Source organism: Methylacidimicrobium tartarophylax (genome assembly GCF_902143375.2).
Classification (GTDB): Bacteria; Verrucomicrobiota; Verrucomicrobiia; order Methylacidiphilales; family Methylacidiphilaceae; genus Methylacidimicrobium; species Methylacidimicrobium tartarophylax.
In genome coordinates, this window is sequence record NZ_CABFVA020000002.1 from 46,773 (window position 1) to 61,649 (window position 14,877).

Annotated in this window: 7 protein-coding genes; 6 read left to right on the forward strand and 1 reads right to left on the reverse strand. The window is 62.4% G+C overall.

Annotation, left to right across the window (positions count from 1 at the left end; all coding sequences use genetic code 11):
* Position 1 precedes the first annotated feature (1 nt).
* A complete protein-coding gene (locus MAMT_RS00360) occupies positions 2-1,678 on the reverse strand; it encodes an efflux transporter outer membrane subunit (RefSeq protein WP_246186429.1) in 1,677 nt (558 codons plus the stop codon).
* A gap of 256 nt (positions 1,679-1,934) precedes the next feature.
* Here MAMT_RS00360 and uvrA point away from each other — a divergent pair, with 256 nt between their 5' ends.
* The 6 genes from uvrA (at position 1,935) to MAMT_RS00390 (ending at position 14,853) form a co-directional block, all read left to right on the forward strand.
* Positions 1,935-7,514 carry an excinuclease ABC subunit UvrA gene (gene uvrA / locus MAMT_RS00365; RefSeq protein ID WP_142658961.1) on the forward strand — a complete coding sequence of 1,860 codons (5,580 nt, stop codon included), beginning with the start codon at positions 1,935-1,937 and terminating at the stop codon, positions 7,512-7,514.
* A 61-nt stretch (positions 7,515-7,575) separates the two neighbouring features.
* A complete protein-coding gene (locus MAMT_RS00370; RefSeq protein WP_142658962.1) occupies positions 7,576-9,225 on the forward strand; it encodes an alpha-keto acid decarboxylase family protein in 1,650 nt (549 codons plus the stop codon).
* Positions 9,225-10,001, forward strand: a complete 777-nt coding sequence (locus MAMT_RS00375; RefSeq protein WP_246186430.1) for a response regulator transcription factor — start codon at positions 9,225-9,227, stop codon at positions 9,999-10,001. The genes MAMT_RS00370 and MAMT_RS00375 overlap by 1 nt, the downstream gene beginning before the upstream one ends.
* On the forward strand, positions 9,998-10,966 hold the full coding sequence (locus MAMT_RS00380) for a sensor histidine kinase (protein ID WP_142658963.1): 969 nt from the start codon (positions 9,998-10,000) through the stop codon (positions 10,964-10,966). Before MAMT_RS00375 ends, MAMT_RS00380 begins: the two co-directional genes overlap by 4 nt.
* Before the next feature lie 242 nt (positions 10,967-11,208).
* On the forward strand, positions 11,209-11,937 hold the full coding sequence (locus MAMT_RS00385) for an energy transducer TonB (RefSeq protein WP_142658964.1): 729 nt from the start codon (positions 11,209-11,211) through the stop codon (positions 11,935-11,937).
* 105 nt (positions 11,938-12,042) lie between these two features.
* Positions 12,043-14,853: a TonB-dependent receptor gene (locus MAMT_RS00390; RefSeq protein WP_142658965.1), complete on the forward strand. Its 2,811-nt coding sequence runs from the start codon at positions 12,043-12,045 to the stop codon at positions 14,851-14,853.
* Positions 14,854-14,877: the final 24 nt, after the last annotated feature.

Below are 14,877 nucleotides of genomic sequence, written 5' to 3' on the forward strand. Positions count from 1 at the left end.
GTTATCCGCTCTTCTTCCCCGCCGGATGAGCCTCCGAAGAGGCAGAGGGGACTTTCGGCTGCGCCGCCATCGCTCGCATCGAGTAGTCCTTCCAGCCTCCGCCCAGGGCCCGAATCAGGGAGACAAGGGCGATATAGCGCGTTCCCAGGACCTGCACGTCGAGCAGTTGGGCGCTCAGCCAGACGCGCATCGTCGTGTCTACCTCGATGTAGTTGACCATCCCTTCCTTGAAGCGGACCAGAGAGACGTCGTACTGCTGCTTGGCGAACGTGACCGTCCGGTTCTGCGCTTCCTGCTGATCGAGGAGAATCTTGATGCCCGCCAGGGCGTCTTCCGTTTCCTGGAAGGCGACTAGCACCTGTTGCCGGTAGTTCGCCACCGCTGCCTGGTACGCGGCTCGCGCGAATTCGAGTCCTGCGACCAGCCGCCCCCCCTCGAACATGGGAATGTTGACGAAGGGGCCCATCGACCATAAACGGCTCGATCCATTGAACAGGAGAGAAGCCGAATCGCTCAAGAGCGCGCCGACCGCGAAGAGATTCACCGACGGGAAAAAGGCTCCGAGCGCCATTCCGATCGTCGCATTCGCGCGGGCCATCTGCCGCTCGGCTTGGGCTACGTCCGGACGCCGCTGGAGGAGATCCGACGGGAGATAGGCGGGGAGGATCGGAGGGGCGTCCCGCAAGGGGTTGGGGGCCACCCGCACGGTAGAAGCCGGCTTGCCCAAAAGGGTCGCAATTGCGTTTTCGGTCTGGGCCCGCGTCTTCTGCAGGCCGATATACTGGGACTGGGCGGTCGCCAGGTCGGTCTTGGCTCGTGCCAGGTCGAGCTCGTTGGCCACCCCGCCGTCGTAGCGGCTCTGAACCAAGTAGAGGTTATCCCGAAAGACATCGACCATGTACTTGTAGACCGCGAGCTGCGAATCGATGTAGCGGATCAAGTAATATTGGATCGCCAGTTCCGCGTGGAGGGAAAGGATGACGGTTTCGTAGGCGGCCTGCGATGCCTGTGCGCTCGCCTTGGCCGCCTCGAGTCCTCGCCGCAGCTGTCCCCAAATGTCGACCTCATAGACGGCGTAGCCCGGGATCGCAAACTCCTGCCAGGAAAGCGGCAGACCCACCTGGGTCTGGCCGACCACCTTCCCGTTCACCACGGTAGGTTGTTCGTGCTGGTGCAAGTAGAAAGGCTGATTCTGGGAAAAACTGATATTGGAATAAAAGGGAGCGACGCCGACGTTCGGGAAGAAATTGGCGAGCGCCTGACCCACCTGCGCCCGAGAGCCCGTCGCTTGGGCGAAGGCCAGCTTGATCTGCTGGTTGCCGATGGAGAGCTGGCTTTCCAACTGGTCAAGGACCGGATCGTCGAAGAGCTTCCACCACTCCCCCTTGGCGATCGCATCCTGGGGCAAGGCTTTCCTCCAGCGGATATTATGGGAGACACCTTCGGTCTGCGGTTGCGCCGATTGACCATTCTGGCCCGTATGTACCTTCTCGCCAGCCGTCGACTCTCCCCACTTGAAGCTGGTTGGAGTCTCCACGGTCGGCCGCTTATAGTCGGGTCCGACCATGCAACCGCTGGAAAGGCCGAGTGCCGCCCAAAGAAGACATGCCCGAAGAGCCGATCTTCGGCTTCGTTCCTTCCTCTGGTTCTGGTGATTCGGAAGTAAACGTTTACTCACAGGTTTTCCACCCAACTCGTCCCCAGGAACATCGGGATATACGTTCCCGCGAGCGGCTGGGTCAAGCGGAAGCTTCCCCTGGCTCAGGCCTTGGTCGATTTGCAATGCCGCGCTATCTTCTCTTAAGCCAAGGCGCCGCTGTCAATGGCAGAATGTTCCTCGATTTTCTTCCCCGCAAAATCCGCCCATGCTTTGAACCTCGAACGCCCCTGATCTTTCCCCATGACAAGCAGTTCCCGATCCTGGACAAGAACGGATGACCTCTAATCGACCTACGCCGCAAGGGTCGTTTATCTCCCTCCGCGGAGTTCGAGTTCACAACCTCCGTTCGATCAGCTTGGAGATTCCTCGGAGCAAGCTCACGGTGATTACGGGACCCAGCGGCTCGGGGAAATCGTCGCTGGCCTTCGACACGCTCTATGCCGAAGGCCAGCGACGCTACGTGGAAACTTTATCGCCCTACGTCCGTCAGTTCCTCGAACGGAGGGAAAAGCCGGAATGCGAGGCGATCGAAGGGATTCTCCCGGCAATCGCTGTCGGTCAGGGTGGCGGCGCGGCCACATCCCGAAGCACGCTCGGAACGATGAGCGGCATCCTGGATTATCTCAAGTCGGTTTACGCCCGTGTGGGAAGACTCCACTGCCCTCACTGCCAGCTTCCCGTCGAAGAGGCCTCTTCCGCTACGATCGCGCAAAGAATTTTAGAAACGTTTTCCGGCGAGGAGATCGGAATCGGGTTTCCGGTCGAATTTCCGGAGGGGATGCCCCGGCAGGAGGCCTTCTCCTTCCTGCGTTCTCAGGGCCTTCTGCGGGTATGGGAAAAAGAAAATCTCGTCCGCACGGATGAGGACTCCGGCGGGGGTATTATCGCCGACGGCCGACTGCTCGTTGCGTTGCGCCTGCTGCGCGTCGAGGAGAAGAGAAAAAGCCGCCTTGCCCAGGGTATCGAGGAAGCGATGCGACTTGGCAAAGGAAAGGTAGCGATCCGTACGGAGCGCGGCGAGAATCTGACCTTCACCGACCGGCGGATCTGTCCCGGATGCGGAGAGGAATTTCCCTTACCCAGCCCGGCTCTCTTCTCCTTCAACAATCCGCAGGGCGCCTGTCCGAACTGCCATGGTTTCGGACGGATCGTGGAGTTCGACTTAAACCGAGCGATTCCGGATCCGAACCGATCGGTGAGAGGCGGAGCGATCCAGCCCTTCCGCTCAGACTCGTTGTCATGGTGGCAGGGGAAGGTCGAGAAGATCTGCTTGCGCCGAGGGATTTCGATCGACACCCCGTTCTCCCGGCTCTCTCCTGCAGAGCAAGAGTTCCTCCGCGAGGGCGAACGTCCCGAGCAGGAAGCGGAAGAAGCCGTGGAAGCCGGGTTCTGGTGTGGTGTACGTGGCTTTTTTTCCCTTCTCGAAAAGAAGGCCTACAAGACGCACGTCCGCGTCTTCCTTTCCCGTTACCGCGACTACCGCGCCTGCCCCGACTGCGGGGGAACCCGTTTTGCGGCCTTGGCGCGCGCCTACCGTCTCCCTTTCCCTTCCGGAGAACTTTCGATCGCAGAGTTCTGCGAACGGCCTGTGCAAGAGGCGAGGCGGCTGCTCGCCTCCCTTTCGCTTCCGCCGGCCGATCTCGCCACACGCCGCGCCTGGGAAGAGACCCTGATCCGTCTGCAGTACCTGGAGGAAATCGGACTCGGCTATCTTTCTCTCGACCGGGCGACCCGCTCGCTTTCGGGCGGAGAGATCCGGCGAGCGAACCTGACGATCTGCTTGGGGAACCGCTTGGCCAATACCCTCTTCGTCCTGGATGAGCCAACCATCGGACTCCATCCGCGGGACGTCGACCGGCTGCTTGGCGTGATGCGCCATCTGCGAGACCAAGGCAACACCGTCGTCGTCGTCGAGCACGAGGAGATTGTGATCCGAGGCGCAGATCATCTGGTCGAACTCGGCCCGGGAAGGGGGTCGGAGGGAGGTGCCGTCGTCTTCGCCGGCTCGCCTGCCGAGATCCTCGACTCCTCCCGCTCCTTGACCGGCGCCTATCTTTCGGGACGAAAGACGATTCCCGTGCCCTCTTCTCGTCGACCGATCGATTCCGCGCCTTGGCTTCGATTGTCGAGCGTCCGGGTGCACAACCTTCGCGATCTCTCCGTCGATCTTCCCCTCGGTTGCTTCGTGGCGGTCACCGGCGTCAGCGGCTCCGGCAAAAGCAGCCTCATCCACGACGCCCTTGCCTCGACGCTCCGCGCCGCCCTTTCCCATCCGGACAAGCCGGCAACCTTCCAAGGGGAGACGGCTGCCATCGCCGGATGGGAGAGACTTTCCGCCCTTTACGAGGTCGATCAATCCCCGCTCAGCCGGACCCCACGGTCGAATCTCGCCCTTTACGCGAAGGCGTGGGAGCCCATCCGTGGACTCTTCGCCCAGACAGAGGATGCTTTCTCGCGCGGTTTAACCCCTCTTTCGTTTTCCTTGAACGCCGGCGACGGCCGCTGCCCGCACTGCGAAGGATCCGGTGTCGAACGCGTCGAGATGCAGTTTCTTGCCGATGTCTTTCTCCCCTGCCCGATCTGCCAGGGCAAACGCTTCCAGCCCCATGTCCTCGCCGTCCGCTTTCGGGGGAAGAGCTTGGAAGAGTTTCTCTCCATGAGCGTCACCGAGGCCCTTCTCCTCCTCCGTCCGGAAGCGACGCCATCCTTGCTAGAAGAAAAGCTCTGCCGCCAAGCGGTTCGCCGACTCGAGGGCCTAGCGGAGATCGGCCTCGGCTATCTCCGTCTCGGCCATCCCTTGAGCCAACTCTCCGGAGGGGAGAGCCAGCGCCTGAAGATCTTGAATCATCTGGCTGGTGGCATCGACGCCGTAGGCGAACGCGCCCATGCGCGAAGAAAGCGCGGCGGCACCGCGACTGCCGCGCTTTTTCTTCTCGATGAGCCGACGACAGGCCTTCATGCCGATGATCTTCCCGCCCTTCTGCGCCTTTTCCAGCGGATCGTCGACCAAGGAAATACCCTTGTCGTGGTCGAACACAATCTTGATCTGATCCGCTGCGCGGATTGGGTGATCGAACTCGGGCCGGAAGGAGGTGCCGACGGAGGCAAGGTGGTGGCCGCAGGCAGTCCCGAAGCGATCGCCTCCCATCCAACGAGCCATACAGGCCGCTTTCTTCGTCCGCGGCTTGCGGGTGACGCGAAAAAGACGGAGACGGCCCGCCTCCAGGAAGGGCCCGCCTCGCCACCGCCGGCCACGGTCCCCGCTCGCCCGGATCGGCTGTCGATCCGAAACGCGAACCACCACAACTTGCAGTCGCTCTCCTTGGACATTGCGCTCGGCAGCTTCACGGTCCTGACCGGAGTCAGCGGCTCCGGGAAGTCTACTCTTGCCTTCGACATCCTTTTCACGGAGGGCCAGCGACGCTATCTCGACTGCCTGTCGGGCTATGCGCGCCAATTTGTCGAACAAATGGAGAAGCCCGATGTGGAATCGGTAAGCGGCCTGCCGCCGACCGTTGCCATCGAACAGCGGCTCACCCGACCGGGAACCAAGAGCACCGTCGCGACCGTCGCCGAGATCTTCCCCTTTCTGCGGCTACTTTACGCCCGGCTCGGCATTCCCGCCGACCCGGAAACCGGGGAGAGGGCCCAACGGCAAACCCTGGAAGCCCTTCTTGCGGAAGTCGCCCGACGCCTGGTTGTTCCCCAACGCCTGCTTGCCCCGCTGGTCCGCGGCCGAAAAGGAAACTACACGGCACTCGCCCGCTGGGCGGCGCGCAAGAAGGTTCCCGGCCTGCGCATCGACGGACGATGGGTCGATCCACTCCGCTTCCGCGGGACCTACCGCTACCGAACGCACTCGATCGACGCCTGGCTCGGGACACTTTTACCCGGCTCTGCGGATGCAGAGATCGAACGCCTCGTTGCCGAAGCCCTCTCTCTGGGACGGGAGAGCATCCTCTTGGTCGATCCGCAAGGAGCCGATTCGCTCCTCAGCACCCGTTACTTTTGTCCGGGCAGCGGGCGCTCGTTCGACGAGCTCGAGCCGCTCCTCTTCTCCTTTCACTCCCCCTTCGGCTGGTGTCCGGTTTGCCAGGGCTACGGTGCGGCACCGGATCGAGAAAACGGGGACGAGGAAGAGGAGACCCCCTGCCCGAGCTGCCGTGGAACCCGGCTCAATCCTGTCGCCGCCGCCGTGCGTCTTCCTCTGGATTCGGGAAAGACCGGTGCGGGTCCAACGCTCCCCGAGATCTGCCGGCTTTCCGTCAAGGAAGCGACCCATTACTTCTCCCGGATTCAGCCGGTCGGCCGGGAAGCCCCCATTCTCTCCAAGATCGTTCCCGAGGTCATGACTCGCCTCCGCTTCCTGGAGCAGGCAGGACTGTCCTACCTGCAACTCAACCGCTCGGCCTCGACTCTCTCCGCCGGCGAGTTGCAACGCATTCACCTCGCCGCCCAACTCGGCAGCAATCTCCAAGGAGTCCTCTACGTGCTCGATGAGCCAACGATCGGGCTGCATGCGCAAGAGAATGCCCGTCTGCTCGACACGCTGGACGAGCTACGGGGCAAGGGAAACACCTTGGTCGTCGTCGAACACGACGAAGAGACGATCCGGCGCGCGGACCGCGTGATCGATCTGGGGCCGGGGGCGGGGCGATTCGGCGGCCGAATCGTAGCCGACGGGCCTTGGACAAGCTTCGCCGATGATCCCGCCTCGGTGACGGGCCGGCTTCTCGGGTCTCCGCTTCGCCATCCACTCGCCGGCAAGCGTAGACCCTGCGGCCGTTCCGAGGCTTGGCTGCGCATCGAAGGAATCCAGGCGAACAACCTGCGCAATCTCTCCCTCGCCATTCCTCTTGGAAAGCTCGTCGTCATCTGCGGCGTGAGCGGGTCAGGAAAGAGCACCCTCTTGCATCAGGTCCTCTTTCCGGCGGTCCGCCGCTCCGTCGCGAGGAACCAGCCGGATCGCAAGAAGCCGCTGCGGCCATGCTGGAAAACTCTTTCCGGCGTCAATCTTTTCGCCGCCGCCGTGCTGGTCGATCAATCCCCGATCGGCAAAACAAGCCGATCGACTCCCGCAACCTATCTGGGAGTGTTTGACCAGATCCGCGAACTCTTTGCCTCGCTTCCAACCGCGCGGGAGCGGGGCTATGGACCCGGACGCTTCTCCTACAACACCCCCGCCGGACGATGCCCTGCGTGCCAGGGGAACGGCACTCTCGCCGTCGAGCTCCCGCTTCTTCCGCTCTTCCGGATCCCTTGCCAAAGCTGCTCGGGAAGCCGCTACAACCCCCAAACCCTCGAGATCGCATACCGCGAAAAGACCATCGCGGAGATCTTGGAAATGACCGTGGAAGCCGCCGCATCCTTCTTTGCGGGCGTTCCCCGAATCCACCGATCCCTTGACCTCGTCGCGGAAGCAGGCCTGGGCTATCTGACCCTCGGACAACCAAGCCCCACCCTCTCCGGAGGCGAAGCGCAGCGGCTCAAGCTCGCCACCGAGCTTGCGGCATCGCTCGTTCGCCCCCTCTCCCGATCCCTGGCACCCACGCCTCCGAGACGCTGCCTCTACCTTTTGGAGGAACCGACCATCGGACTGCATCTCGCCGACGTGGAGAAGCTTCTTCGGCTTTCTCAGAGGTTGGTCGATCTCGGCCACACCGTCGTCATCGTCGAGCACCATCTCGACGTGATCGCCGAAGCCGACTATGTGATCGAGCTCGGTCCCGGAGCGGCGGAAGCCGGAGGCCGAATCGTCGCCTGGGGCCCACCCGAAAAGATCTCTAGGACCAAGAGATCGCCGACCGCTCCCTTCCTGCGACCCGTCTTGGATCGTTCGGACAATCCGGGTTGAACGGCTCGAGCCCGCCCATTTTCGGATTTCCCGAACGGAGTCTTTTGGGCAAGCTTATCTTATGAAAGAATCGCCGAGCATCGCGGAGTATCTGACCGGTCGTCTCAAGGGCGAGGGAATCGAATATGTATTCGGAGTGCCGGGCGATTACGCCCTGCCCCTCTTCTCTACCTTTCGAAAGGGAGGAATCGAGACCATCAACACCTGTGACGAACAGGGCGCGGGCTTTGCGGCCGACGCCTATGCTCGTGTCCGAGGCATGGGCGCCGTCTGCGTCACCTACTGCGTCGGTGGCCTGAAAATCGCGAATGCGGTGGCGGAGGCGTATGCGGAAAAATCGGCGGTGGTCGTCCTCAGCGGCGCCCCCGGGATGGCCGAGCGGAAGAAGGACCCACTCCTCCATCATAAGGTGCGCAATTTCGACACCCAGCGGAAGATCTTCGAGGAGATCACGGTCGGAGCGACCGTTCTCGACAATCCCGATACGGCGGCGTCCGAAATCGACCGGCTGCTCGATCTCGCGCGCCGCTACCATCGGCCGGTCTACATCGAGGTGCCGCGAGATCTCATGCTGGCGCCCTGTCGTCCTCCCTCGACGCGGCGCGAATCCGAAGAGAGCGATCCACAAGCCCTGGCGGAGGCATTGGAGGAGGCCCGGCAAATGCTCCTGGCTTCCCGCTGCCCCTTGATTCTGGCCGATGTAGAACTCCACCGCTTCGGCCTGCAGAAGGAGCTGGTGCGGCTTACGGAGACGACGGGAATCCCCGTGGCGGCCACCCTCCTCGGGAAATCGGTCATCGCGGAAACGCATCCCCATTACATCGGCGTCTACGAAGGAGCCACGGGGAGAGCCGAAGTCAACGACTATGTCGAAGCGAGTGACTGCCTCCTCCTCTTGGGAGTCTTTCTCACTGACATCACGGTGGGCGGCAGCTCGTCCTCGTTCGACATGAGCCGCTCCATCTATGCGACCAGCGAGAAGCTCTCCATTCGCCACCACTCGTTCGAAGGGGTCCGATTAGAAGACTTCGTTCGCGGTCTCTTGAAGCTCGGCATTCAAAAAAGGGTTTTGCCGGGCATCGCTGCACGCCAAACCGAGCCGATGACGAGGAATTCAGCTCGTCCTCAGGATCGGATCACGGTTCAATCGCTCTTTGCGGAAGTCAACCGGATCCTGAGCCGCGAAATCATCGTTATCGCCGATGTCGGCGAGGCGCTCTTCGGCGCTTCGGATCTGGTCATTCGCGAACCGACCGAGTTCCTGAGCCCCGCCTATTACGCATCCTTGGGATTCGCCATTCCCGCCTCGCTGGGGGCCGCTCTTGCCAATCCACGCTTGCGCCCGCTGGTTCTCGTGGGAGACGGTGCCTTTCAAATGACGGGAATGGAGCTCTCCACCGCAGCCCGCTTCGGCTTGAGTCCGATCGTCGTGCTGCTCAACAATCGCGGGTATTCTACCGAGCGACAGATTCTCGACGGGCCGTTTAACGATCTACTGGAATGGAACTACTGCCGACTCCCCGAGCTTTTGGGATCCGGCCGCGCCTGTCAGGTCCGTACCAACCAGGAACTGGAAGAGACTCTTCAAGCCGCATTAGCCCAGAAAGATTCCTTTTGGCTGATCGAGGTGCGCCTCAACCCTCACGATCGCTCCCCCGCCCTGGAACGGTTGGCGAAACGCCTCGCCCCGCAACAGCGGGCCGACCATTAATGGTTGAGGAAGCTGCCGATCCGACCCTTGGTACGTCGCAACATCCACCGCAACTCGAGCAGCCGGAAACCGATCCCACGGATGGGAAGATGAGAATCCTGATTGCCGAGGATGAGCGAAAGATCTGGAAGCATCTGAAGGCAGCCCTGCAGGCCGAGGGTTACACGGCCGAGGTGGCGGAGGATGGCGAAGAGGCCCTCTGGTTGGCGCAGAACTATCCCTTCGATCTGCTCGTCCTCGATCTCATGCTTCCCGAGCGTGACGGCATCTCCGTGGTTCGCCAGTTACGACGGTCCGGATCGCGCCTGCCGGTGCTCTTCCTCACTGGTCGTGCAGACGTAGAAGACCGGGTGCGAGGCCTGGACGCAGGAGCCGACGATTACCTGGGCAAGCCCTTCTCGACCCAAGAGCTTCTTGCGCGCGTGCGCGCTCTCCTGCGTCGCCAGAGCCCGACCCTGGCGAGCCGATTGCGCTTCGAGGATATCGAGATGGACCTGGTGGCCCGCACCGTCACCCGCGGCAGCCAGCGCATCGACCTGACCAATCGGGAGTTTGAGTTGCTGCGCCTCTTGATCGAACATGCCCCCAACGCCGTGAGCAAAGCACTCATTCTGGAAAAGATGTGGGATCGCTGTTTCGATTCGGAAACCGCGCTGGTGAACGTCCACGTCAACCACCTACGCCAAAAGCTCCATCTTCCGGGAAAGCCTCCCCTGCTCCAGACGATCCGTGGGATAGGGTTTGCGCTGCGGCCGGCTCCGTCCGCTTCGCCATGAACCGTCGATGGCTCACGGTGACGGCTGCATTCGGCTTGGGATTCCTCGGCGTCTCTACCGCCTTCCATTGGGCCGCCGCCGCACGCGAAGCGCGCTTCCTGAAAACCGCGGAGCATCGGCGCGAGCTTGTCCGATGGGAAGCCGGCTATGCCCTGGCCATGCTGGCCACCTTCCTGGGGATCGGGCTCTTGGTCGCCACCGCCGGCAGACGTCCGCTCCGAGCCCTTCGGCGTCAGCTCTCCCTGCTCGATCCGCAAAGCCCCTGGCAGCGCGTCCATTCCGACGAACGGGATCCCGAGGTCGAGGCCTTGATCCAGGAAATCAACCGGCTGCTCGAGCGGGTCCAAGAGGTTCTGGCCGAAGTCGATCGTTCTTCCGCGCGGCTCGCCCATGAGCTCAAGCTGCCTCTTACCCTGGCGCGTCTCCGGATGGAACGGGTCGTGGATCGCGTCGATCCGGCTATCGCCGAACAGATTGAAGCAGAGCTCGACCGGCTCGGACATCACCTCGAGCGCGCGCTCCTCCTGGCGCGAGCGGAGAAAGGAGGTCTTGTTCTCCGTTGGGAGCGGCTGCGCGTCGATGATCTCATGGAAGAGCTCTTGGAGGGGTTTCGGCTGTTGGCCGAAGCGGAAGGACGAACCCTGGAGATCCGCACGGAACCCGCGGAAGCCGACGCGGACCCCACCTACCTCAAGCAGATCCTTTATAATCTGGTGTCGAACGCGCTGCACCATGGACGCGGCCCGATCTTCCTCCGCCTTCGCCGTGCTCGCGACCGCATCGTGATCCGAGTCGGCAACCGAATCAAGCGGAGCGGAGGAAAGGGGTCCGGGCTCGGCGTCGGGAAACGGATCGTCGCGGCTCTTGTCCACAGCCACGGCAACATGAGGATCGCCTACCGCCTCTTTCGGGAGTGGCACTGCGCTCGGCTCTCCATCTTTCCCAAGACGATCCGCGAAGATTGAGGGGCAAGACGCCCCTCCCCGACACGAGCCAGCCAAGCACAGTCGAGGGGACGGGATCGCGGGCGAGTCCGAAACTTGAAGAAAAGTTAAACTTGTCGTGCCTCCTTTCTTAAAGGGCGCCGTCGTAAGCTCCTCTCAGATTGAAAGAGTGCTCTGGGTGATTCTCACGGGGTCCGCCGGCCGATTGTCGGTGTCTTCTCGGAGGATCGACTCCGAGCGGGAAAGCGGAAAGGAGAGTCGCCATGATCCTTCTCCAAGAGCGCAAGACGCAAGCAATCTGGCATCGACCAGGAAGTCTTTTGGTGGAGCTTTCCGGTGCGGCACCACAAGCGTCCCTGCCGTCGACCGCCCCACTTCCGAAAAGCCGGGGAATCGATCCCTTCGAGGAAGACCCGACCGAGCGACGCGAGCGGACCGCCGGCTGGATGCTCTCCCTCGTTTTTCATGCGGCCCTCATTTTGGGTGCCGGGATCAGCTTGGCCCCCAAGATCAAGCAGGCAGCCGCACCTCTCTTCCCCCCGGCGTCGGTCGACCTCGTGGCGGCGCCGGAACCGATGAAACAGGCTGCTCCGGAGCCTCCGCCGGTCAAGCCCGACGACATGGCGCAAGCGGTGGTGCGCAAGCCGCAGCCGAAGAAAGTAATCATTGCTCCCAAGCCCAAGGCCGCTCCGGCGGTCGCGTCCGCCCCGCGCCCAACCCAACTCGCGCAACCCGACTACCTGCGCAATCCGCCGCCCGTCTATCCTGACACCGCCCGGCAGAAGAAGGAGCAGGGGGTGGTCTACGTCTGGGTGAAGATTTCGCCCGTGGGAGGAGTGGAAACGCTGCGAGTGGTCCGCAGCTCGGGCTTCTCGGATCTCGATCAATCGGCGGCGGTCGCCGTCGAGCACTGGCGCTTTCATCCCGCCCTGGCGGGAGTGAAGCCGGTCGAGTCCCAGGCGGTCGTGCCGGTTCGCTTCTACCTCCAGTAGCGGGAGGACGCCCTTCGTAGAAGGGCTTCCTTGGGCAGTAAGAATGGTTGACAAGGACGCCCTTCCCGGCAAAGAGACCCTTAAGCCGGCACACACGCTCCCGCCATGCCCACGCTTCGCTTATCGCCAGGTGCGATTCTCGCCCTTCTTCTCCTGGTCGTGGGATTCCCTACTCCGGTCTTGAGCGCCGAATCGGGCCCGGGCAGCCCGTCCGAGGCTGCGGCTCCTCCCGCCGAAGCAACCCAACCTGAAGCCGCACCGATGCCCGGTTCTGCCCAAGCTCCGGCGGAGAGCTCCCCCAGCCCCCCCGGGGGAACTCCGGAGGGGACCCAGGAAGGGGAACCGGCAGCGGCTCCGCCTTCCGGTGCGGCACCCGAAGCGCCCACCTCCGGACCGGAAGCTCCGCCCGCCGCCGCCACGCCCGAGACCGCTCCTCCCATCACCATTCCCCAGGGTCCCCTGCCCGGGGGAGAGCTTCCCGCCGGACTTGGCCCGGTGCTGGGCGAGGTCGACGTCTCGGGCGCCACCCCTTATGAGACGGTCGTCCCGGCCGAGGAGCCGGTTGGCGTGCTCGGGCCGGAAATGAGCGTCATGGAGACTCCTCGGACCGTCCAGGTGGTGAACAAGGAGGAGATTCAGACCATTAACGCCCAATCGGTCAACGATCTGGCCGCCTTCGTCCCCGGGATCAACCCGACGCAGATGACCGGGAGCCCCGTCTCGGAGCCGGTCATCCGGGGTCTTCCCGGGACAGCCTACCGGAACGGAATGCTCGTCGGCTTCAGCCAGTCGGCCCAGTGGGGCCCGCTCATGAACATGAACGCCTACGACAACCTCGACGTGGTCACCGGGCCGGTCAGTATTGTCTTCGGCCCCCAGGAGATGGCGGGGGGATTTGCCAACGAGGTCACCAAGCAGCCCTATTTCGACAAGTTCCGGGGAACCGCCAGCTACACGGGCGGCATGTACGACACCAACTTCTGGAACATCGACATCGGGGGACCCATCATCAAGGATAAGCTCGCCTACCGAGCCGACTACTTCGGACAGGACGGCTACGCCCCCTACAACTACTATGACGGAGCCTACCTCCAGCGCCAGTGCGCTCTCTTCGCCCTCTCCGCCAAGCCTTACGACAACCTCTCGATCGACTTCAACACCGAGTTCGACGTCAACCACCTCAACACGGTCGCGGGCCTCAATCGCCCCGACCAAGCCCTGATCAGCGACGGCCTTTATCAGACCGGCTCGCTCGTTGGCTGGTACGGCCCTCCGGGCGTCCTTCACCCGGGGCTCGGCACCGCCCCCCCCGGCGCAGGCTACGCAATGGACTGGGGGCCGCAGGAGCCGATCAGCCGCCGGTCCAACCTCTTCGCCAATTCGGAGAATTCGACCCAGCAGCTCTACTACGTCGCCCAGGCGATCGAAACGCTCAAGATCGACGACAATCTCTCGCTCGTGAACAACTCGATGTTCGAGTACTTCAGCACGTATATCGATCAGGCGATTCCGTCTACCTTCTGGGCTGAGCTGCCGGCGGGCTACGACTTCGACGACCGGCTGGAGATCCGGGCCTCTTTCGATACCCCGATCGGGAAGAGCAAGAAGCCCGCCACCGCCTTCGATCAGACCGCGGAGGAAGAAACTTCCACCTGGAAATTCCACCATGCGATCGATGCCGGCCTCGAGTTCCGCTTCTTCAGCGATACGGAATATTCCGGCGCCTGGCATTCGCCGATCAACATCTGGAACATGACCCAGCCGCTCACCTCGAGGGATTATTCTCCACTGATTCCCTATTCCACGGCGATCTCGGCGCCCTATAGCAACCCGTATCTCACCGACATCCCGGTCCCCGGCTATCCGGGAGCCTACTACAACGTCTTCAACTACCTCTCGACCTCAGACACCTTTTACGAACTCTCGCCTTTCTACCAGCACAAGCTCGACTTCACCGATCAGTGGAGTCTTCTGCTCTCGGCAAGGATGAACGCCTACTTCATCCAAGCCTCCCCGCCGCCGGGAACCCCGAGCGATCTTTCGGCCATCGCCCCTTCTTTAGGTCTTCCGAGCTTGACCCCCACCTCGATGAGCATGGTCCAGCCCGAAGTCTCGATCAGTCCCAGCTACAAGCCCTTCCCGTGGATGACCAACTACTTCACCTTCTTCTACGGGCAGACCACCCTTCTGAGCCAGTTCGGGAGCTTCGCTCCCTCCTATCCCTCTTCCTACTACCATCAGAACAATTTTCTCTACGAACTGGGAACCAAGCTCAACCTCCTGCACGACCGGCTCTTCCTGGGGTTTTCCGCCTACATGCAGAGCGGCTACATCCCCGCGCAGGTCATCCCCGGGGGGCCGATCGCCACCGCCCAAGCGGACATCAGCGGGATCCAGCTCAACGGCAGCTACCAGCCCAACCGGAACTTCTGGCTCAACTTCGGCTACGCCTACATCGCCGCACAGGAGCAGTGGGCGGGACTCTCCCAGGGTCCGTTGGCGGAGCAGCCCTACTCGACCTCGGTCGCACGTCAGTACAGCCTGCCGGTCGATCCGATGCTCAACATGGCGGCAGCCAACTACCAGTTCATCGGCTTCCCGACCAACTACGGCAACCTGATGGCGACCTACAAGCTCGACAACGGCTTCGGCATCTCCCTCTGGGGGATCACCGAGAGCGGAAATTACATCTTCTACACCTATTCAACCCGGATTCCCACCTGGTATACCCTGAACGCCCGCATCTTTTATGCCGCCAAGCGGTGGGAAGCGAGTCTCTATATCTACAACGTGACCAATGAGCAGTATTGGCTTCCCGGAGCTCCCGGTTTCAGCAACGCACGCTACTTGAACTACGACTACATCGTTGCCCAGCTCCCTTTCTGGATCCAGGGAACGGTTCAGATCAATTTTTGAGGGCTTCCCGTGGCGCAGAAGAAG